This is a genomic window from Polaribacter sp. 20A6 (assembly GCF_011378915.1).
In the GTDB taxonomy this organism is placed as follows: domain Bacteria; phylum Bacteroidota; class Bacteroidia; order Flavobacteriales; family Flavobacteriaceae; genus Polaribacter; species Polaribacter sejongensis.
Map to the genome: position 1 here is coordinate 426,873 of NZ_WTPZ01000001.1, position 25,200 is coordinate 452,072.

Genomic DNA, 25,200 nt, shown 5'->3' on the forward strand with positions numbered 1-25,200 from the left:
TAGCATACGATAAATGGAAAAGCGTAAATTAAGTTTTTGGCAAATCTGGAACATGAGTTTTGGGTTTCTAGGAATACAATTTGGATTCGCCTTACAAGGTGGATTTATGTCGAGAATTTTTCAAACACTAGGCGCAGGAAAAGAAGATATTCCTTTGCTTTGGATAGCCGCACCTTTAACAGGTTTACTTGTACAACCAATTATTGGTTATATGAGTGATAGAACTTGGAGTGTAAAATGGGGGAGAAGAAAGCCTTACTTTTTGGTAGGTGCAATTTTAAGTTCATTAGCACTATTTTTTGTACCACAATCTCCTGCATTATGGGTGGCTGCTGGTTTTTTATGGATTTTAGATGCTTCCATAAATATTTCTATGGAACCTTTTAGAGCATTGGTGGCAGATAAGTTACCTCAATCTCAAAGATCTTATGGTTTTGTTGTACAAACATTAATTATAGGAATAGGAACTTGGGTAGCAAGTAACTTACCATGGATGGTTTCTCAGTTTGGTGTTAGTAATGAAGCTGCATCTGGAGTTGTACCAATGTCTGTAAAAGTTGCTTTTGCAATAGGTGCAGTTGTTTTTATGGCAAGTATTCTTTTTACCGTTTTTACAACGGATGAATATCCGCCAGAAGACATGGAAGAGTTTGAAAAAGAAAAAGCAAAAAAGAATAATTTTATTCCTGATATATTAGAGAATATTGGTAGCATGCCAACTACAATGAAAAAGTTGGGAGTGATTCAGTTTTTCTCATGGTTTGCATTTTTTACCATGTGGTCTATGGCAAATCCTGCATTAACGGAACACGTATTTCATACACCCGCTCCAATAGAGGCTGCTTTTAATATGGCAGACACTGTGCAAGCAGAAGCATTTAGAATCGCCAATACAAAATTTCAAGAATCCTCTAATTCAGTAGGTTCTGCAATGGGGATTTACGGGTTGTCTTCTATGGCATTTGCCTTGCTACTAACCTTATATACATCTAAAAGAAACATCAACAGAAAATACGTACACATGTTTTCTTTAATTATTGGTGGTTTAGGGTTTTTAGCGATGAGTTATGCATCACCAGAAAATTTAAAATATTGTTTTGTATTAATTGGTTTTGCTTGGGGTAGTATTTTGTCTATGCCATATGCCATGTTATCTAGTTCTGTAGACCCAAAGAAAATGGGTGTTATTATGGGAATATTTAACATGTTTATTGTAATTCCGCAAATTATTGCAGCATTAGGGGGGATTAATTATGTATCTAATTTATTAGGTGAAGATGCTATAAATGCAATGACAGTTGCAGGAATAAGTTTAATAATTGCAGGTTTATGTAATTTATTAATTACCAATAAAAATGCAATTAGTTATCAAGAAGGGACTTAAAAAAAATAAATAGTTTAGATAAAATTAATACATGCTAAAATTAATTTTATTTAAAAATAAAGAAGAAAAGTAGATGAAAAAAGGATTTATATTCGATTTAGACGGAGTTATTGTAGACACAGCAAAATATCATTATTTAGCGTGGAAAAAATTAGCAAACGAATTAGGTTTCGAATTTACCAAAGAACAAAACGAATTATTTAAAGGCGTAAGTAGAAAACGTTGTTTAGAAATTTTGTTAGAAATTGGTAATAGAACAGCAACACAAGAAGAATTTGACACTTGGATGATCGAAAAAAATGTAGATTATTTAAAGTATATAGAAAATATGGATGCTTCAGAAATTTTACCTGATGTACCTAAAGTTTTAGCTTTTTTAAAAGAACAAAACATTCCGATTGCCTTAGGTTCTGCAAGTAAAAATGCACAACCAATTTTAGAAAAAGTAGGTCTTTTACATTATTTTGATGCTATTGTAGATGGTAATAATGTAACCAAAGCAAAACCAGATCCAGAAGTTTTTCTGTTGGCAGGAAAACAATTAGGTGTAAATGCAACTGATTGTGTGGTTTTTGAAGATGCAGTAGCTGGTGTAGAAGCGGCAAATGCAGCAAAAATGATCAGTATTGGTATTGGTGATAAAAACATACTTTCTGAAGCACAATTTAACTACAATGACTTTACGGAAATTAGTGTTGAGTTTATTCAGGAACTGATTGATAAATAAGTAGGTCGAGAATAGAAACAAGACTAAAAGAATCAAGATAACAAAATAAATTACAGAACAAGAATCAGTCTAAAAGCGTAGCGGTCTAGCATCTCTGTTCTTATATCTTAAAAAAACAAAATGAATCAAGATTATATCATACCAAACGAATGGTCTATTATAGAAGAAGGCTTTAATTCAGAGAAAGTAAAATCATCAGAAAGCCTGTTCAGTATTGGTAATGGCGCCATGGGACAAAGAGCTAATTTTGAAGAAAATTATTCAGGAGAAACTTTTCAAGGAAGTTATATCGGTGGTGTTTATTACCCAGATAAAACACGAGTTGGATGGTGGAAAAATGGATATCCAGAGTATTTTGCAAAAGTATTAAATGCTCCAAATTGGATTGGTATTAACGTATTGATCAATGCAGAGAAATTAGATTTAAACACCTGTAAAGAGGTTTCTAAATTTAAGAGAGAACTAAACATGCAAGAAGGTTGGTTGTCTAGAGATTTTGAAGCTGTTTTACAAAACGGAATCAAAATTAAAGTAGCAGCAAAACGTTTTTTAAGTTTAGAGTTAGATGAAATTGGTGCGATTAGTTATACGATAACTCCGTTAAATTCTGATGCTAAAATTACGTATACTCCTTATATAGATGCAGGAATTACCAATGAAGATACCAACTGGGACGATCAATTTTGGGATGTTTTAAAAGTTTCTCAAAATAACCAACAATCTTATATTGAGGCAAGAACCATGAAAACACATTTTTACACGTGTACTTTTATGGAATCTCGTTTGTTTGTAGACAATAAAGAAGTTGAGGTACCTTGTAAAAGCGAGCAAACTTCAAATTTAATTTCTTGCACATATCAACAAGAGATTAAAGAAAATGAAGCATTTACCATCCATAAATTTGGTGGTTATGTAGTGGATAGAGATTATGATAAAGACGCATTAGTTGCTGCAGCAAAAGTAGCTTTAGACAAAGCTGTTAGTTTTGGTTTTGATGTTTTGTTAGAAAAACAAAAGGAATCTTGGGCACAAATATGGAGCATGAGCGACATTACCATAGAAGGTGATGTAAAAGCACAACAAGGAATCCGTTTTAATATTTTTCAATTAAACCAAACGTATTTAGGTACAGATGCTAGTTTAAATATTGGTCCAAAAGGGTTTACAGGAGAAAAATATGGAGGAAGTACGTATTGGGACACAGAAGCATATTGTATTCCTTTTTACATGGCAACTAAAGACCAATCTGTAGCAAGAACTTTGTTAGAATACAGATACAATCATTTAGATAAAGCGATTGAAAATGCAGGGAAGTTAGGTTTTACAAACGGAGCAGCATTGTACCCAATGGTTACCATGAATGGTGAAGAATGCCATAACGAATGGGAAATTACTTTTGAAGAAATTCATAGAAATGGTGCCATCGCTTTTGCAATTTATAACTATCACCGTTTTACAGACGATTATTCTTACATTCCAGAAAAAGGATTGGAAGTTTTAATTGCTATTGCACGTTTTTGGCAGCAAAGAGCAACTTTTTCTTCGGATAAAAACAAATTCATGATTTTGGGAGTTACTGGTCCAAATGAATATGAGAATAACATCAACAATAACTTTTATACAAATTACATTGCTAAATGGTGTATTAATTATGCATTAGAAAATATCGAAATTGTAAAAACAGACCATATTTCTGATTATATCAGAATTAAAGAAAAAGTAAAATTTTCTGATGAAGAATTGGCCAAATGGAAAAGTGTTGCAGATGATATGTATTTTCCATATTCAGAAAAACACAATGTGTACTTACAACAAGATGGTTTCTTAGATAAAGAATTAATTACGGTTGCAGATTTAGATAAAAGCCAGAGACCGATTAACCAAAAATGGAGTTGGGACAGAATTTTACGTTCTCCGTACATCAAACAAGCAGATACATTGCAAGGTTTTTATATGTTCGAAGATGATTTTTCTACGGAAGAATTAGAGCGTCACTTCGATTTTTATGAGCCATATACAGTGCACGAAAGTTCATTGTCTCCTTGTGTACATAGTATTCAAGCTGCAAAGTTAGATAGAATGGATCAGGCATATACATTCTATTTACGTACTTCTCGTTTAGATTTAGACGATTATAATCACGAAGTAGAAGAAGGATTGCATATTACTTCTATGGCAGGAACTTGGATGAGTATCGTTGAAGGTTTTGGGGGAATGAGAGTACAAAATAACACGCTTTCTTTTGCTCCAAAAATTCCTAAGGGATGGAAAGCCTATTCATTTAAAGTGAATTTTAGACATCAAGTAATTACAGTAAATGTTTCTCAAACAGGAACTGAGTTTACACTAGAAGGAAAAGAATCAATTGATATTTTAGTTGATGGAGAACAAGTAACTGTGTCACCAAGTAAATAAATATAAATAGATACCTCAAAGGTTTTTAAAACCTTTGAGGTTTACATAATAATCGAATTAAAAATATGGAAAAATATGATGTTTTAGAACCTGACCATTTTTACCATATTTATAATAGAGGAAATAATAAAGAAAATTTATTTGTTGAAGATAGTAATTATTCACATTTTTTAAATTTAATAAAAAAGCATATTTCACCAATTGCAGATGTATATGCATACTGTTTGTTGAAAAATCATTTTCATTTATTGATTAAAATAAAATCAAGGGAAGAGTTATCATCTATTAATAAAATAAATTTAGAGAAATTATCTCAACCTTTTTCTAACTTATTTAATGCTTATACAAAGGCAATAAATAAAAAGTACAACAGAGAAGGTAGTTTGTTTAAAGTTAGATTTAAACGTAATAGAATTAAGGATTTAAAATATTTAAGAAATGTAATTTTATATATTCATTTAAATCCTCTTAAACATGGTTTTACAGATAATTATCAAGAATATTTATATTCTTCTTATAAATCTATTTTATCATCAAAACCAACAATTTTGAAGAGAGAAGAAGTGATTGAATTTTTTGATGATAAAGATAATTTTATTCATGTTCATAAAGAAAATGAACAAAGTGATAATTTTGAAGAAATTGAATAAATAGTAACAAAGCAAACCTCAAAGGTTTTTAAAACCTTTGAGGTTTAAATAGGATAAAATGAAACTATTAAAATACAACCATTTAAATGTTCTTATAATTTCTGTTATTGTATTTTTGTTTTCATGCCAAAAACGAGAACAAAATAAAATGGAGGTTACTAAGGAAATTACAGCAGTAATAAACGAAATTGAAAGAGTAGAACCACCAAATTGGTTTGTGGGTTTTAAGGATACTTCGTTGCAATTATTAGTAAAAGAAGAAAATATTGGTGATGCAATACCTTCTATTTCTTATCAAGGAGTTACTATCGAAAAAGTACACAAAGCTAGAAGTAATAATTATTTATTTATCGATTTAAAAATTGATGAGTCTACAGAAGTAGGGGAATTTAATATCGATTTTACTTTTGCAGATAGCACAAAAAAAACACATACGTACGAGTTAAAATCAAGAGATAAAAAGTCGGACGATTTTATAGGTTTTAATAGTTCTGATGCTATTTATTTAATTACTCCAGATCGTTTTGCAAACGGAGATGATTCTAATAATATCAATACAGCATTAAAAGAAACAGATATAGACCGTTCTGATAATTACAAGCGTCATGGAGGCGATATACAAGGAATTATAAATCACATAGATTATATTTCAGACCTTGGTTTTACAACTGTTTGGCCAACGCCAGTTCTTTTAAATGATATGGCAGAAAGTTCGTATCATGGCTATGCAATTACAGATTATTATAAAGTAGATTCTCGTTTCGGAAATTTATCAGAATATAAAGAGTTAGCTTATAAATTAAGAGAAAAAGACATGAAATTAATCATGGACCAAGTTGCAAATCATTGTGGAATTGGGCATTGGTGGATGGAAGATTTACCTTTTGGTGATTGGTTAAACAATCAAAAAAATTATGAGGACAATATAGATAATTGGAACAATGAAACCAATATTGGGTCTAACCATAGAAGAACTACAAATCAAGATATATACGTATCAAAAGCAGATTTAAAAGGAAATAATGAAGGATGGTTTACACCTGCAATGCCAGATTTAAATCAGCGAAATCCGTTTTTAGCAAAATACATTATTCAAAATAGTATTTGGTGGATAGAAACGTTGGGTTTAGGAGGTATTAGACAAGATACATACCCTTATCCAGACAAAAACTTTATGAGTGATTGGGCAGGTGCTATTATGCATGAATATCCTAATTTTTCTATTGTTGGAGAAGAGTGGAGTTACAATCCATTAATTGTTGGTTATTGGCAAAAAGGGGCTAATAATAGAGATGGTTATGAGTCTAATTTAAAATCTCCTATGGATTTTCCAATGCAAAAAGCCATTGTAGAAGGTATTAATGAAGAAGAAGAATGGGACAAAGGTTTGATAAAACTATATGAAGGTTTAGCCAATGATTTTCATTATGCATCTCCAAAAGATGTGTTTGTCTTTTTAGATAATCATGATAAAACAAGAGTTTTTACAGAGCTTTGGGAAGATACCTCAAAAGTAAAAATGGGATTGAGTTATATGTTAACCTTACCAAGAATTCCTCAAATTTATTACGGTACAGAAATTCTAATGAATGATTCTGCAAACCCCGGAGATCATGGTTTAATACGAAGTGATTTTCCAGGAGGTTTTAAAGATGATGCTGTAAATGCTTTTACTGGTGAAGGATTAAATGAATACCAAAAAGACATGCAATCTTTTATTACAAAGATTTTGAATTATAGAAAAGATAGTAAAGCGATTCATGATGGTAAAACCATTCATTTTGCTCCTTTCATGGGGACTTATTTCTTGTTTAGAACAAAGGGTGATGAAACGGTTGTAAATATTATCAATAAAAATGACCAACCAATTACAATAGATTTAAAACGATTTGAAGAGGTTGGATTAGAGGGTAAAACCTTAAAAAACATTATTACGGGCGATACTTTTATTTGGGGAAATGAAATTCATTTATCAGAAAAAGGTAGTGTTCTTTTAACAACAAAAATATAAGTAGTACGGTCTAAACCTTTTGGGTTTTTAAACATAAAATATGAAGAATTATAAAATATTTTTTTTATTACTTTTTATAACAACTTTTTCATTTTCACAGAATACAGACAGAGTTTTTAAAAGCATAAAACAAACAGCTAATGGTTTTAATATTAATGTGAATGATGGTTTGTATATTGTTACATTTTTAAATACAAAAATTGTAGAAACTAGCTTTATTCCTGCTGGTGAGCAGCAAGTTAAAGAATCTCATGCGGTAGTTTTAAAACCATCAGAAGTAGACATTACTCCTGTAATTAGTGCAAACGAAAGTAATTTCTTTTCAGAAGGAATTTCGGTACTTGTAAAACACAAACCTTTTCAAATTATTTATACATATAATAATGAAGTTGTTACTTCAGAAAAAGCAGGTTATTTCAAGTCAGAACACGAACCAATGGATTTGGTTAGAGGCAATATTGTTGCCAATAAAACGGAAAAAATTGAATTCAATTTAACTTCAGATGAGGTTTTATATGGTGCAGGATCAAGAGCTTTGGGTATGAATAGAAGAGGCAACAGATTGCCACTTTATAACAGAGCACAGTATGGTTATGAAACGCATGCGGAGTTAATGAATTTTACGATTCCTTTAGTCATTTCATCAAAAAAATACATGCTTCATTTTGATAATGCTCCTATTGGTTATTTAGATTTAGACAGTAAAAAAGACAATTCTTTAACGTATGAAACCATTTCTGGTCGTAAAACGTATCAAGTTATTGTAGGTGATTCTTGGATCGATTTGGTAAATAATTATACTGATTTAACAGGGAAACAACCTTTACCAGCTCGTTGGACTTTAGGTAATTTTTCGAGTAGATTTGGTTACCATTCACAAAAAGAAACAGAAGCTACTATAGCAAAATTTAAAGAAGAAAAAATTCCTGTAGATGCTGTAATTTTAGATTTATACTGGTTTGGAAAAGAGTTACAAGGAACTATGGGGAATTTGGAGGTTTACAAAGATTCTTTTCCTGATATGAAAGGAATGATTTCTGGACTTAAAGACAACGGTGTAAAAACGGTTTTAATTACAGAACCTTTTATTTTATCCACTTCTAAAAAGTGGGATGAAGCTGCAGCAAAAAAAGTTTTAGCAACAGATTCAATTGGGAATCCCGCAAAATATGATTTCTATTTTGGAAATACAGGTATTGTAGATATTTATAAAAAAGAAGGGAAAGAATGGTTCTGGAACATATATAAAGAACTTATAAAATTAGGCGCAAAAGGGCTTTGGGGAGATTTAGGAGAACCAGAAGTTTTGCCTTCTTGGGTGAATTTTCAGAATAAAACAGCAGACGAAGTTCATAATATTTACGGGCATGATTGGGCTCGTTTAATTTTTGAAGGATATCAAAAAGATTTTTCAAATGAGAGACCTTTTATTTTAATGCGAGCAGGTTATTCTGGTTCGCAACGTTTCGGTATGATTCCTTGGTCTGGAGATGTTAACAGAACTTGGGGAGGATTACAATCTCAACCAGAAATTGCCTTACAAATGGGAATGCAAGGTTTGGGATACATGCATTCTGATTTAGGCGGATTTGCTGGCACCAATTTAGATGATAATTTATATATCCGTTGGTTACAATATGGTGTTTTTCAACCGATATTTAGACCTCATGCTCAAGAAGATGTTGCAAGTGAACCTGTTTTTAGAAGTGATAGAGCTAAGAAATTGACAAAAAAAGCCATTGAATTACGTTATAAATTATTGCCATATAATTATAATGTAGCATTTGAGAACAATCAAAAAGGAACGCCATTGATGCGTCCTATTTTCTTTGAAGAAGACGATGAAAAATTGATGACTAATTCAACGACATATTTATGGGGAAATGATTTTTTAATCACACCAATTTTAAAAGATTCGGTAGCAACCAAAGAAATTTATTTTCCAAATACTGCCAATTGGTTTAATTTTTATACAGATGAAAAAGTTGTTGGTGGACAAACAAAATCTGTTGAATTAGAGGAAGCAACAATTCCTACCTATGTTAGAGGAGGTGCTTTTATACCGATGGCAAAATTAGTGCAAACTACAGATGCTTATAAAGGTGATGTTTTAGAAGTTCATTATTATTTTGATGCTTCGGTTAAAGAAAGTAAAAGAACGCTTTATAATGACAATGGTTTGCTTTCTAATGCATTTGAAAAAGGAGCTTATGAAATTCTAGAATTTGAATCTGAATTAACCAAAGGTTGCTTAGAGTTTGAAATGAAAGCAGGATTTGGTGAAAATTGGAATCCAGAACAAAAAGAAATTACGTTGGTATTACATAATATCAACTGGAATCCTAAAAAGGTAAAAGTTGATGGAAAAAGAAAACGAATTTCATCAGAAAAAAATATGCTTACAATTCCATTAAAATGGAATCCTAATAAAGAATTAAAAGTAAAAATATCATTAAAATAAAAAATCAATTATGAAAAAAATATACAGCGTTATATCTGTTTCAGTTTTAGCAATAATAATTGGTTGTTCAACAGAAAAAACACCAAAAACTAAGAAGATGAATACAAATCAAGAGAAAAAAACAGTGGTTTATCAGGTATTTACACGATTATTCGGTAATACAAATACCACTAATAAACCTTGGGGAACTATTGAAGAAAATGGTGTTGGTAAATTCAATGATTTTACAGATAAAGCCTTGTCTGAAATTAAAGATTTGGGTGTTACACATATTTGGTACACAGGTGTTCCGCATCATGATGTAATTAGAGATTATACAGAGTTTGGCATTTCAAATGACGATCCAGATATTGTAAAAGGTAGAGCAGGATCTCCGTATGCGGTTAAGGATTATTACAATGTAAATCCAGATTTAGCGGTAAATGTAGAAAACAGATTAGAGGAATTTGAGGCTTTAATAGCGCGTTCTCATAAAAATGGATTGAAAGTAATTATAGATATTGTACCAAATCACGTTGCTAGAAATTATCAAAGTTTATCTAACCCAGAAGGAACCAAAGACTTTGGTGCAGATGATGATAAAACAGTGGAGTATGATGTAGATAATAACTTTTATTATGTACCTAATGAAGCATTTGAAGTGCCAGACTTTTTAAATGGATATGCGCCTTTAGGCGGAGAGAAAAATCCGTTATCAGATCATAAATTTGATGAAAATCCTGCAAAGTGGACAGGTAATGGTTCACGAGCTGCAAAACCTCATTTTAATGATTGGTACGAAACTGTAAAAGTAAATTATGGTGTTTCTCCTGAGGGGAAAAAAGATTTTGACGAATTACCAGAAGGTTTTGATAACGAAGATTACAAAAAACACTTTGAGTTTTGGCAAGACAAAAAAGTACCTAGTTCTTGGATTAAATTTAGAGATATTGCATTGTATTGGACTGCAAAAGGAGTAGACGGATTTAGATATGACATGGCAGAAATGGTGCCTGTTGAATTCTGGAGTTTTATGAATTCTGCTATTAAAATGAAAAATGAAAATGCTTTTCTATTGGCAGAAGTGTACAACCCAAATGAATATAGAAATTACATCCGAAAAGGGAAAATGGATTATTTATATGACAAAGTGCAGTTGTATGATACCATAAAAAATATTATGCAGGGTCATGGATTAACAGATCATATTGCGCCAATTCAAGAAGATTTAAAAGATATTGAACACAATATGTTGCATTTCTTAGAAAACCATGATGAGCAAAGAATTGCGAGTCCGGAGTTTGCCGGAGACGCCTTAAAAGGAAAACCAGCAATGGTGGTTTCTGCAACCATTTCTACAGCACCAACAATGGTGTATTTCGGACAAGAATTTGGAGAGCCAGGAGCAGAAAATGCTGGATTTGGAAGTCCATCTAGAACTTCTATTTTCGATTATATTGGTGTGCCAACATTACAACGTTGGGTAAACGGTAAAGAGTATGATGGCGGGCAATCTACAAAAGAAGAACTAGCCCTAAGAGATTTTTACAAACGTTTATTAAACTTTACCATTAAAAGTGATGCCTTAATGGGCGAGTACCAAGATATTCATCATTTTAACCGTCAGCATACAGAATGGTATAATGAAAGAGTTTTGTCTTTTGTACGTTACAGCGATGATGAAAAATTAATTATTGTTTCTAATTTTAATGCAAATGACACCTATGGATTTGAGTTAGGTTTATCTCAAGATATTATTGCAAAATGGAATTTAAAAGATGGCGAATACCAAGTAGAAGATCAATTGTATAAAGAGTATTCATCAACTTTAAAAGTAAAAAACGGAGAAGCTAGAGTTAGAGTAGATCTAAAACCATTAGAATCTTTTATCCTTAAAGTTAAATATTAATAGCATAAACCTCAAAGGGGGTTAAAATCTTTGAGATTTAAAACATAAAATATAATTATGAAGAACCTTGTTTTTTTCATCTTGTTAGCAACTATTATTAGTTGTAAAGAAAATTCATCAACAGAAAAAGTAGCAACACAAACAGTTCAAAAAGAGTTTGTTTGGGAAGGCGCAAATATTTATTTTTTATTGACAGACCGCTTTAATAATGGAGATACCACCAATGATATCAATTTTGAAAGAACTAAAGAAACAGGAAAGTTACGTGGTTTTGAAGGTGGAGATATTAAAGGAATTACTCAAAAAATAAAAGAAGGTTATTTTACCAAACTAGGAATCAATGCCATTTGGATGACGCCAATTGTAGAGCAAATTCATGGTGGAACCGATGAAGGTACTGGTGTATCTTATGGTTTTCATGGTTATTGGACAAAAGATTGGACAAGTATAGATCCGAATTTTGGAACCAAAGAAGACTTGAAAGAATTGGTAGCTATTGCGCATAAAAACGGAATTCGTATTTTATTAGATGCCGTTATCAATCACACAGGTCCAGTTACAGAAAAAGATCCGGTTTGGCCTTCAGATTGGGTAAGAACGGGACCAGCTTGTACGTATGATTCTTATGAAAATACGGTTTCTTGTACGTTGGTAGAAAATTTACCAGACATTAAAACAGAAAGTAATGAGGTTGTAGAATTGCCAATTCAGTTGGTAGAAAAGTGGAAAGCAGAAGGACGTTACGATCAAGAAGTAAAAGAATTAGATGCCTTTTTTGCAAGAACTGGTCACCCAAGAGCACCACGTTTTTACATTATGAAATGGTTAACGGATTATATTACAGAATTCGGAATTGATGGCTACAGAGTAGACACCGTAAAACATACAGAAGAATTTGTCTGGCAAGAATTTAAAGAAGAATGCGATGCTGCTTTTGCTATTTACAAAAAAAATAATCCTGAGAAAGTTTTAGATGAAAACAATTTTTATTTAGTAGGCGAGGTGTATAATTACACCATATCCGATGGAAAAGCATTTGATTTAGGTGGAGAGAAAATCAATTATTATGACAATGCTTTTCAAAGTTTAATCAATTTTGAGTTGAAATGGAATGTGAAACAAATGGCAGCAGCTTCTGTTTTTCAAAAATATGATTCCCTTTTACATACAGATATTAAAGGATACGGTATTTTAAATTATTTAACCTCGCATGATGATGGTCAGCCTTTTGATAAAGAAAGAGAGCAGCCTTATAAAACGGCAACAATGTTGTTGTTAACACCCGGAACTTCTCAAGTATATTATGGAGATGAATCGGCAAGAGATTTAACCATAGAAGGCACTGTGGGAGATGCAACCTTGCGTTCTTTTATGAATTGGGAAGACATTAAATCGAAAGAAGAAACTCAGAAAATTTTAGAACATTGGCAAAAATTAGGTCAGTTTAGAGCCAATCATATGGCTGTTGGAGCAGGAAAGCATGAATTAATTTCTGAAGAAAATGGTTTGGTTTTTTCTAGAGTTAGAAACGATGATAAAGTTGTAGTCGGACTTAATTTACCACAAGGAAATAAAGAAATTATTGTTTCTTCAATCTTTAATAATGGCGAAAAAATAAATGATTTTTACTCAAATCAAACAGTCGAAGTTAAAGAAGGAAAAGTAAGTTTTACATCAAAAGACACTGTGGTCTTATTAGAAAAAAAAATAAGTTATGAAAATTAAGTTTTTATTAGTAGTTATTTGTATTAGTTTGTCTTCTTGTTGGATGAAATCAGAAAAGGTTTTAGTTTCTCCAGATGAAGCTATTTCTCTTGAATTCTCTTTAAATAAACAAGGAAAACCTTTTTATACTGTCTTTTTTAAGAATAAATCAATCATAAAAGAATCTTCTTTAGGTTTCGATTTTGAAAACAGTAAACCATTTTTAGATAATTTTAAAGTCATTAAATCATCAACAAAAGAATTTAACGAAACCTGGAAAATGCCTTGGGGAGAGCAATTAGATGTTGTAAATAATTACAATGAATTAAGAGTAGAATTGCAGGAAAAATCAGATTTAAAAAGAAAGTTAAATATTGTTTTTAAAATATACAATGATGGTGTTGGTTTTAGATATGAATTCCCAAAACAAGATAATTTTTCGGAAGCTTTTATAACTGAAGAAAATACACAATTTAATTTAACAGAAGACTATAAAACTTTTTGGATTCCCGGAGATTGGGATATTTACGAGCATTTGTATAGCACTACAAAGTTATCAGAAATTGATGCATCTGTTAAAAGAAACCACCCAAGTTTAGGACAAACATACATTCCAGAAAATGCTGTAAATACACCAGTTACTTTAGTTGGTGAAAATGGCATTCATTTAAGTTTTCATGAAGCTGCTTTGGTAAATTATTCTGGAATGACTTTAAAAGTTGATACAGATAAATTATCTTTTAAAAGTAGTTTAGTAGGTTCTAGAAATACAACTTATAAAGTAAAAAGAACATTGCCATTTCACACCCCTTGGAGAACGATTCAGATTACTGAAAATGCACCAGATTTAATTCAATCTAACTTAATTGTAAATTTAAACGAACCAAATAAATTGGGTGATGTTTCTTGGTTTAAACCTATGAAATATACAGGAGTTTGGTGGGAAATGCACTTAGGAAAATCTTCTTGGGATTATGGAATGGAAATGGTTGATGGAAAATGGACAGATACAGGAAAAGCGCATGGAAAACATGGAGCAACCACAGAAAATGTAAAACGTTTTATCGACTTTTCAGCAAAGAATAATATTGGTGGTGTTTTAGTTGAAGGTTGGAATACTGGTTGGGAACGTTGGATTGGTTTTGAAGACAGAGAAGGTGTTTTTGATTTTGTAACTCCTTATCCAGATTATAATTTAGACGAAGTTACTGCGTATGCAAAAGAAAAAGGTGTAGAAATTATTATGCATCATGAAACTTCTGCAGCAACTGCGACTTATGAAAAACAACTAGATGCTGCGTATGCATTAATGCAGAAATATGGAATGCATGCAGTAAAATCTGGTTATGTTGGTAAAATTTTACCGAAAGGAGAATATCATCATGGACAATATATGGTGAATCAATATAACAATGCAGCCATAAAAGCAGCAAAATATCAAGTAGCTGTAAATGCACACGAACCCATAAAAGCAACAGGTTTAAGACGTACATATCCAAATATAATTTCTAGAGAAGGTTTACGAGGTCAAGAATTTAATGCTTGGTCTTCTGATGGAGGAAACCCTCCTGAGCATTTACCAATTGTCGCTTTTACAAGAATGTTGGCAGGACCTATAGATTATACACCAGGAATCTTTAATATTAAATTTGATGACTATAAAAAGAATAATCAGGTAAATACAACTTTGGCGCATCAACTTGCTTTATATGTGGTTATTTACAGTCCAGTTCAAATGGCTGCAGATTTAGTAGAGCATTATGAGGCGAACCCAAAACCACTTCAATTTATTAAAGATGTTGGTATAGATTGGTCTGAAAGCAAAGTTTTAGATGGAGAAGTTGGTGAATTTGTTACAATCGCTAGAAAAGAACGTGGAACAGGTAATTGGTTTTTAGGAAGTATTTCTGATGAAAACTCAAGAGAAATTGAAGTAGATTTTAGTTTTTTAGATGACAATCAATTATACGAAGCTAAGATTTACAAAGACGGTAAAAATGCTCATTGGGACAAGAATCCATTAGATATTGAGTTTCAAACTATAGAATTACAACGCACTTCTAAACTAAAATTTCCTTTAGCTGAAGGAGGTGGATTAGCGATTAGTATTAAGAAAATGAATTAATTTATTAGGTACAATAGTTTTTACAATCAAAATTTGGAAATGTAACCAATTTACATACATATTATGCATCATAATAAAATAACAAAAGTAATAACTTTTGATTATATTTAAATCACCTAAAAAGGACGCTAAACTGCTGCTTTATAGGTCGATGTTTTAGGTTAAAAAAAATAAAAACAGTAAAATAGTCCAAAATTAATTTTTTGGACTATTTTTTTATAATTTTTTTAAAACCAATTGATGGCAATACATCATGTAAGTTTTATCTACATATCAATAATTCAAAGAGTTTGTTAAACTCTCTATAACTGCACAAATACGGACAGTAATTTTAGTGTCTTAAAAAAACTAAAAGACAGGTAATAGTGTACTTATATTTTTTTTAGTTGTAAAGAAAAAGCATCAGCAGATAAAGTAGAAGTTAAAGACGGAAAAGTAATTATAGATTCAGAATTTGATCTTGTTTTGTTAGAGAAACAGTAAAATTTAATTATCAAAGTAGTAACGCAAACGGTAAAAATTTATTTTTGGACGTTTTTTTTATGCAAATTAAGTTATTTTCAGGGCGTTACCTAAAGGTCGGGCTTTACACTATATCTTTTTGAGAAAAACAAAAAGGATGCCGTTTCAATCCCTAACGCAAGCAAGATTGCTAACAATAGAACAAAATAAAAGAATGAATAAAATTTTATAAAGAAGGCTTTTTTTAGTCTGTATTTGAACTCCTTTTTTCTATTTATTAAAAAAAGAAAAACCAATCAAAAAAATAATACAAATATCCGTAAGAATAGGGCAAACAGAGCGTACTTTTGTACTTGCTAAAAAACAGCGTATTTAGAAGCAATTTAACTAGCAATTATTCATAAAATAAAGATCTATTAGAAAATGGCATAATTGATGAATAGGTAAACAAAATAAGTGTGTTATTTAGATATTACAAAAAAAAGTTGTAAATTATAATATTAAGTACACAAAAAAAAATATTATTAAAGTTGGTTGCTGTCAGCTTAAAACGGTGTTTTTTTGAAAAAATAAAGAGTCATTTTGTAAAATGACAAATAAAGAAATAATATGGGAACATTGGTAAATAATTATATTTTTAAAGCATTAGAAAGTTACCCTTTCGATTTAGAGGAGGTAATGGAAGCTTTAAACTTTGCATTATCTTATGATGATAAAAATACAATGGCATTAACTTTAATGGGTAGAGTTTATGCGGAAAAGTTGTATAAATATGAAGAAGCAATTGTATATTTTAAACAGGCTTTAGCAGAAAATATTCATGCTTTTGAGGTGTATACACCTTATATAAATACACTTCTATGGAATGAAGATTATAAAGAAGTAGAAGATTTTATAGATTTTGCCTTAACAGTAAAAGGATCTGATAAAGCACTTTTATATTTAAAGAAAGCAATTTTACATGAGCAATTAAAAGACTATAAAACAGCTCTTACTTTTATAAAGTTAGCAAAAGAGCATACTTTTAATTCAGAATTTATGGCAGATATTGTTATCGAAAAAGAGAGAATAAAAGGAAAAATGCCTAAGAAAAAGAAAGCAAAAGCAACAAAGAAACCCGGTAAGACTCCTAAAAACAAGAAATAAGTTTAAAAGAGCTGTCTAAATAAGGATTAAATATTGATATACTTATCTTGTTTCTGTAGATCAACTTACTGAAGTTCAATCTTCATAAGAATCTGAAATAAATTCAGATTGACATTTTTTTTTAGACAGTTTTTTTATTCAAATAAAGCGTCTAGAGTTAAAACATCTAAAACACCATCTACAAAAAGGTTATTTTTTTCTTCAAAACCTTTAATCGCATTTAAAGTTTCAAGCTTATAAACCCCATCTAATTTTATCTCGAATCCCTTTTGATTTAATTGCTTTTGAACTTCAAATATTAAAGCACTTTTATACCCAGAAAACATTGTTTTATCAGGATTAAACATACTTTTAATTTTGTTAACTGTAATTGATTTTTGGTGAGATTTTAAGTCGGTTCCTGAATTTTCTAAAAATTGAATTTCTTCATTAGACAAACCTTTCATTTTTAATACAGCAGATTGTTCTAATTTGCTTTCATAAAATTTAAGAGTAGCAACTTTATCAGCATAGTTTTTAACGGCTAATTTAGTTTCTTCTGTATCCTCTTCTGGAGTTCTAACATCAATATGATTAGCTGTCCACTGCAGTTTTAAAAAACTATTTAAATCTTCAATAGCTTTATAATAATTAATAACCGTTTCCTGGTTGTAGTAAGCGTTATCTATTTCTTTTGTCGTTTTATAATCAACATTAGGAGAATTGAATCTTTGATATTGAGAATACTGTCCGTATCCAATAAAAAAGGCAATAATCAATAAAAGTAAAATAATTAATTGTTTCATAAGGTTTGATTATTGTCTATTAGGTATTAACAAAAATAAGCAAAAGAAAAGGTTAGGAGTGTTTTCTATTAGAAGAATCTCTAATAAGTAATTCTACATCTAAAATCTTTTTGGTAAGTGTTTGTTTTACAACATCATTTTTAACATGTTCTAAAAAAGATAGAGCTGCGAGTTTCCCTATTTCCTCACTATGTTGCTCTATACTTGTAATAGAAGGGGTAACCATAGAGCTAAAAGGTTCATTACCAAAACCAACCAAAGCTATTTCATCTGGAATACTAATTTTTTCTTCATTTAACACTTGCAACGCACCAAGAGCTGCATAATCTCCAGCTACATAAACAGCGTCAGGTCTATGTTCTAATGCTAGTAATTGATGCATTTTTTCTCTACCATCTTCAGTTGTTAGGTTACTTTCTATTAATAACTCATCTATGAGAGGTAAGTTGTGTTTATTTAAAGCATCTATATATCCTTTAATTCTGTTGTTAAAAATTCGAGTACGTTTAAAACCACCAATATGTGCAATTCTTTTACAACCTTGTGCAACAAGGTGCTCTACTATTAAATGACTACTGTTGTAATCATCAATACCAATATAATCTACATTTAAATCATTTTCTCCACGATCAAATGTAATTAAAGGAATTCCTGCTTTTTTTACTTTTTCAAAATAACTTAAGTCGACAGTTTCATTTGCCATAGAAGCAATAATACCATCTACTTGCGTAAATAATAAAGTATCTATACTAGCACATTCTTTTTTAAAAGACTCGTTAGATTGTGTGATTATAATGTTATAGCCTTCTTTATTTAGTACTTCTTCTATATTTTGTATTACAGATGAAAAAAAATTGCTATTTGTTCTAGGTACAATTACACCAACAAGTTTACTTTTTCCACTTCTTAGCGCACTTGCTAGGTGATTGGGCTGGTAGTTTAGGTTTTTTGCAACTTGTCTAACGGCTTTTTTTGTTTTCTCACTTATTCGCGAGTCGTTATGTAATGCCTTAGAAACAGCTGCTGGAGAGATGTTTAAAACACTTGCAATATCTTTTATGGTAGTTTTCTTTTTGATAATACTTTTTTTTATATATTTGCTTAATCGATTAAGCAAATATAATTCGATATTTAATATAATCAAAACGATAGTTCATTTCTTTCCTTTTGATTTTATTTTGAAACATTGCTTAAACGTTTAACCAATTAACTATAATATTTAAAAAAGGATTAAAATGGCAAAAGTAGTAACATTCGGAGAGATCATGTTAAGATTAGCTCCTCAAGGATTTTTAAGATTTTCACAAGCAAATAATTTTGATGCAGTTTACGGAGGAGGAGAATCTAACGTAGCAGTATCATTAGCAAACTACGGAATAGATGTAGATTTTGTAACACGTTTACCAAAGAATGATATTGGTGAGTGTGCAATGATGGAAATGCGTAAAAGAGGTGTTGGTGTAGATAAGATTGTTTATGGTGGAGACCGTTTAGGAATTTATTTCTTAGAAACTGGTGCTGTATCTAGAGGATCTAAAGTGGTTTATGATAGAGCGCATTCTGCTATTGCAGAAGTAGAATCTGGAATGATCGATTGGGATGCAGTTTTTGAAGGATGTGAATGGTTTCATTGGACAGGTATTATCCCTGCAATTTCTCAAGGTGCAGCAGATGTAACTTTAGAAGCTTTAAAAGCAGCTAGTGCAAAAGGAATTACTATTTCTACAGATTTAAACTACCGTGCAAAATTATGGAATTTCTGTGATGACGCACATAGAGAGTCTATTATGACTGAATTAACTTCTTACTGTGATGTAGTTTTAGGAAATGAAGAAGATGCAGAAATGCATTTCGGAATTAAGCCTGATGGAGCTGCAGTTCAAACAGCAGGACATGATGTAAAAGCAGAAGCTTTCTTATCTGTTTGTAAGCAAATGATGGAGAAATTTCCAAGAGCTAAAAAGGTAATTACTACTTTAAGAGGTTCTATTTCTGCATCTCACAATACTTGGGCAGGAGTTTTATATGATGGAAATGAAATGTTACAAACACGTCAATACCAAATTACAGATATCGTAGATAGAGTAGGTGGTGGAGATTCTTTTATGGGAGGTTTAATCTACGGATTATTAACTTACCCAGATAACGATCAAAATGCATTAGACTTTGCAGTTGCTGCATCTTGTTTAAAACACACTATTAAAGGTGATGCAAACTTAGTTACAGTTGCAGAAGTAAATAAATTGATGGGTGGTGATGCATCTGGAAGAGTAGCTAGATAAATCTAGTTTCTTGTTTAACTGTTAAGTAGTTTACACTATTTAACAGTTAAACAAATTTATAACTGTACACATACTAATTTTAAAATCAACGATAAAATATGAAGAAATCTGTAGCTATAATGTGTGGAGGTGGTCCTGCTCCAGGAATTAATACAGTAATTAGTACTGTTGCTAAAACCTTTATGAAAGATGGTTATGAGGTAATTGGTGTCCATCATGGATATCAAGGATTGCTTTCGGAAAATCCTGAATTGGAGATTTTTGATTTTCATCGTGCAGATCGTATTTTTAGTAGAGGTGGTTCTAGTCTTATAATGAGTAGATTTAAACCTAAAGACAGTGATTTTAAAGCAGATTTTTTTAAGAAAAATAATGTAAAATTATTGGTTACTATTGGTGGAGATGATACCGCTTCTACAGCAAATAGATTAACCAAATATTTAAAAAGTGAAGCGTTAGACGTTAGACATATTCATGTACCAAAAACAATAGATAACGATTTACCTTTGCCAGATAGAAACCCAACATTTGGTTTTCATACCGCAAAAGATGAAGGTGTACGTATTGGAAATACGGTTTATGAAGATGCAAGAACTAGTGAAAATTGGTTTGTAATGTCTGCAATGGGACGTTCTGCTGGACATTTGGCGTTTGGAATTGCTTCGGCATGTCATTTCCAAATGGTGATTATTCCAGAAATGTTTAACAAAACAACCATTACATTCGAGAAGTTAATCAATATGATTATTTCTTCTATTATAAAATGTAAAGTTATGGGTGTAGAATACGGTGTCGCTTTAATTAGCGAAGGTGTTTTTCACTTTATGGAAGAAAAAGAAATCATCAATTCAGGGATTAATTTTACCTATGATGATCACGGACATCCAGAATTAGGGAACGTAAGTAAATCGCATATATTTAATTACTTACTGCAAGTTAAATTAAAAGAAATAGGATTAGATATTAAATCTAGACCAGTAGAATTGGGGTATGAATTAAGATGTTGTAATCCTATAGCATTCGATTTAACCTTATGTACTTTACTTGGTATTGGAGTTAAAAAATTATTTGATCAAGGTGCTACAGGTTGTATTGTAAGTGCTAATTCTAATGGAGATATTTCACCTTTATATCTAAAAGATTTTGAAGATGAAAATGGTAAAATTCCACCAAGATTAGTAGATATTAACTCTGATATGGCACAATTATTCATAGAAAACTTATTCTTTTTAAAAGAAAAGGACTATGAAAATGCGAAGAAATATGTTACCAATCCAGAAGCATATGATTTCAAAAAAATATTAAACTGGAGTTAAAATTGTTAAAGGGTTTAATTGTTAAATTGTGTAACTGTAACACTCAGGTACAATTCAACAATTACACAATCAAACAATTACACAATTACACAATTACACAAATAAACGATTACACAAATAAACAATAAAAAAATGGCACAATTTTCAAGATTAGAAGTAGCGCAAGTAATGAAAGAAACAGGAATGATTCCTTTATTTTTTCATAACGATATAGAATTAAGTAAAAAAGTATTAAAAGCATGTTACGATGGTGGAGCTCGTTTAATGGAGTTTACAGCACGTGGAGATTTCGCTCACGAAGTTTTTGGAGCGTTAACTAAATACGCTATTGCAGAATTACCAGGTATGATTATGGGAGTTGGTTCTGTAACAGATGCAGGAGCAGCATCTTTATACATGGCTTTAGGAGCAAACTTTATTGTAACTCCGGTTTTAAGAGAGGATATTGCAATTGCTTGTAACCGTAAAAAAGTATTATGGTCTCCTGGTTGTGGTACTTTAACAGAAATTACTAGAGCAGAAGAATTAGGATGTGAAATCGTAAAATTATTCCCTGGTGATATTTATGGACCACAATTTGTAAAAGGAGTAAAAGGACCTCAACCTTGGACTAGCTTAATGCCAACAGGTGGAGTTTCTCCAACTGAAGAAAACTTAAAAGGTTGGTTTGATGCAGGTGTAACTTGCGTTGGAATGGGATCTAAATTAATTTCTAAAGAAATTATAGCAAATGAAGATTACGCTAAGTTAGAAAAAGATGTGAGAGCAGCTTTAGCTATTGTAAAAGCAGTAAGAAAATAGTCTAAACTATTTTTATAAATTTAAAACTCCAACTGAAAAGTTGGAGTTTTTTTATGATAAGTAATTTTTTTAGTAAATATCAAATGTATAAAGTAAATATTTTATGCATTATAGAAACATATTCAGATGTTAAATAAAAAAAAATGAATATTTTTACGGAAAGTAACAGATTTTAATCTGATATAATAAAAAGGAGTAAAACAACTTATGAAAAACTTAGACAACAAACTACTTAGAATTGAAGGTAAAGTGCAAAATTATGATTGGGGAGGAGAAAGCTTCATTCCTAATTTAGTTTCAGAAACTATAAAGCCAAACACTACGTATGCAGAATATTGGTTAGGAGCACATTTAAAAGCACCTTCAAAAGTTATTACTGAGGAAGGTAGTGTTTCATTAGATGAGTTTTTAGCACAAAATATAACAGAAAATTTAGGAGCTGAAGTTGCAAAAGACTTTGGTAAACTACCATATTTATTCAAAGTTTTAGATGTAAGTAAAATGCTATCTATTCAAGTACACCCAAGTATTGCTGCTGCTAAAATAGGGTACAAAAAAGAAAATGAACAAGGAATTCCTTTAACTGCCGATAATAGAAATTATAAAGACGAAAATCACAAGCCAGAAATAATGGTGGCTTTAACTGATTTTTGGCTCTTGCATGGGTTTTTAGAAAGTGAAAAACTAGCAAAAAACTTAAAAGAAACTTTAGAGTTAAGTTTCTTGTTAAATACCTTCTTAGAAGAAGGTTATTTAGGGCTTTATAAAAAAGTGATGGAATACTCACAAGAAGAAGTAAATACAATTTTGAGACCTTTGGTAAAAAGAATTCTTCCAAAATTTGTAAATAATGAATTAGAAAAATCTTCACCAGCATATTGGGCAGCCAAATCATTAAACAATAAAGATTCTGAAGACATTGATAAAGGTATTTTTTCTATTTACTTTTTTAATATTTTAAATTTAAGTAGAGGAGAAGCTATTTTTCAAGATGCAGGTGTGCCACATGCGTATTTAGAAGGAGTAAATATGGAGTTAATGGCAAATTCAGACAATGTGTTAAGAGCAGGATTAACTAGCAAGCACATAGATGTTGAAGAGCTTATAAAAAATACAAAATTTGAAGAAACGATTCCTATTATTTTATTCGGTGAGGAAAATAAAGAGAATGGAGAAGTTGTTTTTAAAACTAAAGCTAAAGACTTCGAATTAAGTAAAATTGAATTGACAAAAACAGTATCTCATTCTTCAACTTCAAATTCTGTAGAGATATTAATGGCTTTAAAAGGAGCTGCTACTGTTTTTCAGAATAATGAAACTATCTCTTTAGATAAAGGGCAGTCTGTACTTATAAAAGCGAATACAACGTATAAAATTACTACAGATTCTGAGGTTGAAATTTATAAGGCAAGTGTGCCAAAATAAAGTTATAAATTAATTTAAAATTGTTTTAGAGTTTTGTACTCTAAAACAATTTTCTTTTCCCAAGAATTTTGGGTTACCCAATTCTTCAGACCAAAAACCTTCTAAAATATCTTTACTAAGGCATTGGTAAACCACTACGCCTTTATATATCTTATCTTCAAAACCTAAGTATTTAAAGTTAATAACAAGAATGTTATTCTTAAAAAAACCTGTACCAACTTGTTCTTGAGTTTCATCAATCATCCATTTTGCAACAATTCTTTTATTTTCATCTAAAGATAAATGAAGTTCTCCTTTGTAGGAGTTTTCATCTGCATCTTGATTACTTCCAATAATAGAATATGTACCAACTAAATCTTGAATTGTCATTTTTTTGAACGGTTTAGACTTTTAAGTTTACAATAATAAGCTATTTTATAACTTCATAATTAATTTTACTGTTTTTAAAAGACTATTTTATGGTTATAAAATATTCGTTGATAAAAAAAAATAAACCATGGTAATTCTCGAACAAGACGCTTATTTAGCTTAGAAATTTAAATTAGAAGTCAGTATAATTATTTTAAATTAAAGAGAAGTACTGTTTAAACAAACGAAGTTTAAAGTTTGATATACATAAAAAAATAAATATAATTAAAAGTTAAGTTTTTATTCTTTAATTTTATCAGAATAAGAAAAAAGACCAATATAGATAAGTTCACAATACATAAACATAAAATTAAGATAAAAATATGTCTCAAACATTATTTGATATTACAGGAAAAGTAGCTTTAGTTACAGGTTCTACACATGGTTTAGGAATGGCAATGGCTATGGGTTTAGGGAGAGCAGGTGCTACTATTGTTGTGAATGGAAATTCATCACAAGAAAAAGTTAACAATGCCGTTGCTGAATATAAAAAAGAAGGAATTACAGCTTTTGGTTATCAATTTAATGTGGCAGATGAAGCTCAGGTTATTGCTGCCGTTAAAAAAATAGAAAAAGAAGTTGGTGTCATTGATATTTTGATAAATAATGCCGGAATTATTAAAAGAACTCCTTTGGTAGATATGGAAGTTGCAGATTTTAAGCAAGTAGTAGATATCGACTTGGTGAGTCCTTTTATTGTTTCTAAACACGTAGTTCGTGGAATGATAGAAAGAAAATCTGGTAAAATTATTAATATTTGTTCTATGATGAGCGAGTTGGGGAGAAATACTGTTGGGGCTTATGCTGCAGCAAAAGGAGGCTTGGTTATGTTAACTAAAAACATGGCGACTGAGTGGGCGCGTTTTAATATTCAAATAAACGGTATTGGTCCAGGGTATTTTGCAACTTCACAAACAGCCCCAATTAGAGTCGAAGGCCATCCGTTTAACGATTTTATTGTAAACAGAACTCCGGCAAGAAAATGGGGAGATCCTAATGATTTGGCTGGTGCAGCAATTTTCTTATCATCTAAAGCAAGCGATTTTGTAAACGGACATATTTTATATGTTGATGGTGGAATTTTGGCAACCATAGGAAAACCATTGAACGAAGAGTAAAAAATAAAGATATAATAAGCTTAAAAAATAGAATTATTTTTATCACAAGCATATAATTGAGCTTAAGGTAATTGGGTTGCTATATTGTTTAT

The 25,200-nt window shown here is 30.8% G+C and carries 18 protein-coding genes; 15 read left to right on the forward strand and 3 right to left on the reverse strand.

Annotated elements, in window-relative coordinates:
- Window positions 1–13 precede the first annotated feature (13 nt).
- From GQS57_RS01865 to GQS57_RS01910, 10 genes are all read left to right on the forward strand, one after another.
- Window positions 14–1,384, forward strand: a complete 1,371-nt coding sequence (locus GQS57_RS01865) for an MFS transporter (protein ID WP_165730659.1) — start codon at window positions 14–16, stop codon at window positions 1,382–1,384.
- Between the two features lie 73 nt (window positions 1,385–1,457).
- Window positions 1,458–2,111, forward strand: coding sequence for a beta-phosphoglucomutase (pgmB, locus tag GQS57_RS01870; protein ID WP_165730661.1), 654 nt, complete (start codon window positions 1,458–1,460; stop codon window positions 2,109–2,111).
- A gap of 120 nt (window positions 2,112–2,231) precedes the next feature.
- The gene (locus GQS57_RS01875) at window positions 2,232–4,526 is read left to right on the forward strand and encodes a glycoside hydrolase family 65 protein (RefSeq protein ID WP_165730663.1); all 2,295 of its coding nucleotides are present in this window, start codon (window positions 2,232–2,234) and stop codon (window positions 4,524–4,526) included.
- 65 nt (window positions 4,527–4,591) lie between these two features.
- A complete protein-coding gene (locus GQS57_RS01880; RefSeq protein ID WP_165730665.1) occupies window positions 4,592–5,176 on the forward strand; it encodes a transposase in 585 nt (194 codons plus the stop codon).
- Between the two features lie 58 nt (window positions 5,177–5,234).
- Window positions 5,235–7,187 carry a glycoside hydrolase family 13 protein gene (locus tag GQS57_RS01885; RefSeq protein WP_165730667.1) on the forward strand — a complete coding sequence of 651 codons (1,953 nt, stop codon included), beginning with the start codon at window positions 5,235–5,237 and terminating at the stop codon, window positions 7,185–7,187.
- A gap of 40 nt (window positions 7,188–7,227) precedes the next feature.
- Window positions 7,228–9,648 (forward strand): TIM-barrel domain-containing protein, encoded by a 2,421-nt coding sequence (locus tag GQS57_RS01890; protein ID WP_165730669.1) that lies wholly within the window; start codon window positions 7,228–7,230, stop codon window positions 9,646–9,648.
- Between the two features lie 10 nt (window positions 9,649–9,658).
- Window positions 9,659–11,536, forward strand: coding sequence for an alpha-amylase family glycosyl hydrolase (locus GQS57_RS01895; protein WP_165730671.1), 1,878 nt, complete (start codon window positions 9,659–9,661; stop codon window positions 11,534–11,536).
- Window positions 11,537–11,593: 57 nt separating this feature from the next.
- Window positions 11,594–13,261, forward strand: a complete 1,668-nt coding sequence (locus tag GQS57_RS01900) for an alpha-amylase family glycosyl hydrolase (protein WP_165730673.1) — start codon at window positions 11,594–11,596, stop codon at window positions 13,259–13,261.
- The gene (locus GQS57_RS01905) at window positions 13,251–15,365 is read left to right on the forward strand and encodes a glycoside hydrolase family 97 protein (RefSeq protein ID WP_165730675.1); all 2,115 of its coding nucleotides are present in this window, start codon (window positions 13,251–13,253) and stop codon (window positions 15,363–15,365) included. Before GQS57_RS01900 ends, GQS57_RS01905 begins: the two co-directional genes overlap by 11 nt.
- 1,071 nt (window positions 15,366–16,436) lie before the next feature.
- Entirely contained in the window at window positions 16,437–16,973 is a 537-nt protein-coding gene (locus GQS57_RS01910; RefSeq protein ID WP_165730676.1) for a M48 family metallopeptidase, read from the forward strand.
- A 134-nt stretch (window positions 16,974–17,107) separates the two neighbouring features.
- On the opposite strand, the gene GQS57_RS01915 is transcribed toward GQS57_RS01910, so the two are convergent.
- On the reverse strand, window positions 17,108–17,758 hold the full coding sequence (locus GQS57_RS01915; RefSeq protein ID WP_165730678.1) for a peptidoglycan-binding protein: 651 nt from the start codon (window positions 17,756–17,758) through the stop codon (window positions 17,108–17,110).
- A 52-nt stretch (window positions 17,759–17,810) separates the two neighbouring features.
- Entirely contained in the window at window positions 17,811–18,839 is a 1,029-nt protein-coding gene (locus GQS57_RS01920) for a LacI family DNA-binding transcriptional regulator (RefSeq protein WP_165731269.1), read from the reverse strand.
- A 154-nt stretch (window positions 18,840–18,993) separates the two neighbouring features.
- Here GQS57_RS01920 and GQS57_RS01925 point away from each other — a divergent pair, with 154 nt between their 5' ends.
- From GQS57_RS01925 to manA, 4 genes are all read left to right on the forward strand, one after another.
- Entirely contained in the window at window positions 18,994–20,040 is a 1,047-nt protein-coding gene (locus GQS57_RS01925; protein ID WP_165730680.1) for a sugar kinase, read from the forward strand.
- A gap of 98 nt (window positions 20,041–20,138) precedes the next feature.
- Complete coding sequence (locus GQS57_RS01930) at window positions 20,139–21,356, forward strand: 6-phosphofructokinase (RefSeq protein ID WP_165730682.1); 1,218 nt, start codon at window positions 20,139–20,141, stop codon at window positions 21,354–21,356.
- A gap of 132 nt (window positions 21,357–21,488) precedes the next feature.
- Window positions 21,489–22,157 (forward strand): bifunctional 4-hydroxy-2-oxoglutarate aldolase/2-dehydro-3-deoxy-phosphogluconate aldolase, encoded by a 669-nt coding sequence (locus tag GQS57_RS01935; protein WP_165730684.1) that lies wholly within the window; start codon window positions 21,489–21,491, stop codon window positions 22,155–22,157.
- A 207-nt stretch (window positions 22,158–22,364) separates the two neighbouring features.
- Entirely contained in the window at window positions 22,365–23,582 is a 1,218-nt protein-coding gene (gene manA, locus GQS57_RS01940) for a mannose-6-phosphate isomerase, class I (protein WP_165730686.1), read from the forward strand.
- 9 nt (window positions 23,583–23,591) lie between these two features.
- On the opposite strand, the gene GQS57_RS01945 is transcribed toward manA, so the two are convergent.
- Complete coding sequence (locus GQS57_RS01945; RefSeq protein WP_165730688.1) at window positions 23,592–23,951, reverse strand: hypothetical protein; 360 nt, start codon at window positions 23,949–23,951, stop codon at window positions 23,592–23,594.
- A 362-nt stretch (window positions 23,952–24,313) separates the two neighbouring features.
- Here GQS57_RS01945 and GQS57_RS01950 point away from each other — a divergent pair, with 362 nt between their 5' ends.
- Entirely contained in the window at window positions 24,314–25,108 is a 795-nt protein-coding gene (locus GQS57_RS01950; protein WP_165730690.1) for a gluconate 5-dehydrogenase, read from the forward strand.
- The last annotated feature ends 92 nt before the right edge of the window (window positions 25,109–25,200 follow it).

What these genes read in the sequence shown, in the direction of transcription:
- GQS57_RS01945 (WP_165730688.1), bottom strand. Translation starts at nt 23,951, where the DNA reads ATGACAATTCAAGATTTAGTTGGTACATATTCTATTATTGGAAGTAAT.
- GQS57_RS01935 (WP_165730684.1), top strand. Translation starts at nt 21,489, where the DNA reads ATGGCACAATTTTCAAGATTAGAAGTAGCGCAAGTAATGAAAGAAACA.
- GQS57_RS01880 (WP_165730665.1), top strand. Translation starts at nt 4,592, where the DNA reads ATGGAAAAATATGATGTTTTAGAACCTGACCATTTTTACCATATTTAT.
- GQS57_RS01900 (WP_165730673.1), top strand. Translation starts at nt 11,594, where the DNA reads ATGAAGAACCTTGTTTTTTTCATCTTGTTAGCAACTATTATTAGTTGT.
- manA (WP_165730686.1), top strand. Translation starts at nt 22,365, where the DNA reads ATGAAAAACTTAGACAACAAACTACTTAGAATTGAAGGTAAAGTGCAA.
- GQS57_RS01930 (WP_165730682.1), top strand. Translation starts at nt 20,139, where the DNA reads ATGAAGAAATCTGTAGCTATAATGTGTGGAGGTGGTCCTGCTCCAGGA.
- GQS57_RS01865 (WP_165730659.1), top strand. Translation starts at nt 14, where the DNA reads ATGGAAAAGCGTAAATTAAGTTTTTGGCAAATCTGGAACATGAGTTTT.
- GQS57_RS01895 (WP_165730671.1), top strand. Translation starts at nt 9,659, where the DNA reads ATGAAAAAAATATACAGCGTTATATCTGTTTCAGTTTTAGCAATAATA.
- GQS57_RS01890 (WP_165730669.1), top strand. Translation starts at nt 7,228, where the DNA reads ATGAAGAATTATAAAATATTTTTTTTATTACTTTTTATAACAACTTTT.
- GQS57_RS01905 (WP_165730675.1), top strand. Translation starts at nt 13,251, where the DNA reads ATGAAAATTAAGTTTTTATTAGTAGTTATTTGTATTAGTTTGTCTTCT.
- pgmB (WP_165730661.1), top strand. Translation starts at nt 1,458, where the DNA reads ATGAAAAAAGGATTTATATTCGATTTAGACGGAGTTATTGTAGACACA.
- GQS57_RS01875 (WP_165730663.1), top strand. Translation starts at nt 2,232, where the DNA reads ATGAATCAAGATTATATCATACCAAACGAATGGTCTATTATAGAAGAA.
- GQS57_RS01885 (WP_165730667.1), top strand. Translation starts at nt 5,235, where the DNA reads ATGAAACTATTAAAATACAACCATTTAAATGTTCTTATAATTTCTGTT.
- GQS57_RS01925 (WP_165730680.1), top strand. Translation starts at nt 18,994, where the DNA reads ATGGCAAAAGTAGTAACATTCGGAGAGATCATGTTAAGATTAGCTCCT.
- GQS57_RS01950 (WP_165730690.1), top strand. Translation starts at nt 24,314, where the DNA reads ATGTCTCAAACATTATTTGATATTACAGGAAAAGTAGCTTTAGTTACA.
- GQS57_RS01910 (WP_165730676.1), top strand. Translation starts at nt 16,437, where the DNA reads ATGGGAACATTGGTAAATAATTATATTTTTAAAGCATTAGAAAGTTAC.
- GQS57_RS01915 (WP_165730678.1), bottom strand. Translation starts at nt 17,758, where the DNA reads ATGAAACAATTAATTATTTTACTTTTATTGATTATTGCCTTTTTTATT.